General features: G+C 65.7%; 1 protein-coding gene. It reads left to right on the top strand.

From position 1 onward, the window contains the following. Positions 1 to 189 precede the first annotated feature (189 nt). On the top strand, positions 190 to 945 hold the full coding sequence (locus tag A2J02_RS02070; protein WP_068046115.1) for an SDR family NAD(P)-dependent oxidoreductase: 756 nt from the start codon (positions 190 to 192) through the stop codon (positions 943 to 945). Positions 946 to 1,118 lie beyond the last annotated feature (173 nt).

The raw sequence follows: 1,118 nt of genomic DNA on the forward strand, positions 1-1,118 counted from the left end.
ACAGATTCCTTGGCCGGGACAACACAGTTCCCGAGGAAGCGGCAAGCGAGAACCGAGGGACGCGGTCACATAGGTGACCCGCATCGCGGTGGTCTCACTGGCGGACATGGGTCCAAAATTAGCACCCTCGCGTCCGGTGTCCAATCGGGCATCGGAAAGCACGGGGTACGCCGGGCATAGAATTTGGCCATGACCTCGTCCGAACACATTTCCCCCGATGCCCGAATCGCCGTCGTCACCGGAGCGAGCTCCGGCATCGGCGCGGCCACCGCCCGCCAACTCGCCGCCGACGGATTCCACGTCGTGATCGGAGCCCGCCGCCTCGACCGGCTCGAGGAGTTGGCGTCGGAGATCGGTGGTACTGCCCTCGAACTCGATGTGACGGACGAGGATTCGGTCGCGGCGTTCACCGCGGTCATTCCCCGCGTCGACGTGCTGATCAACAATGCCGGCGGCGCCAAGGGCTTGGCCCCGGTGATAGACGCCGACCTCGACGATTGGCGCTGGATGTGGGAGACCAACGTGCTCGGTACATTGCGGGTGACGAAGTCGTTGCTGCCCAAGCTGATCGACTCCGGTGACGGCCTGATCGTCACCATCACATCCGTTGCGGCGTTCGAGGCCTACGACAACGGTTCGGGCTACACCTCGGCCAAACACGCTCAGGCAGTGCTGCATCGGACGCTTCGCGGAGAGCTGCTGGGCAAGCCGGTTCGCTTGACCGAGGTTGCGCCGGGTGCCGTGGAAACCGAGTTCTCCCTCGTCCGGTTCGACGGCGACGCGGCCAAGGCCGATGCCGTCTACCAGGGCATCACACCGCTGGTGGCGAGCGACATCGCCGAGGTGATCGGCTTCGTGGCCTCGCGTCCCTCGCACGTCAACCTGGACCAGATCATCATCAAGCCACGTGACCAGGCCGGTCCGGGGCGCTTCTCCCGCACGTAGCGGCTTCGCCGCACGTGAGCGGAAACTCGACCCCTGCTACGAGTTTTCGCTCACCTGCGGCTACGCCGCTCCCATCGACTCCCACGTCGGCCAGTCGATGGCCCAGTCGTACAGGTCGCCGTCCGCGGCCGAGAGGTCGATGCGCGTTCCGGTGACCTCGACGGGGTCGCCGT

Source organism: Rhodococcus sp. EPR-147, from assembly GCF_001647185.1.
In the GTDB taxonomy this organism is placed as follows: domain Bacteria; phylum Actinomycetota; class Actinomycetes; order Mycobacteriales; family Mycobacteriaceae; genus Rhodococcoides.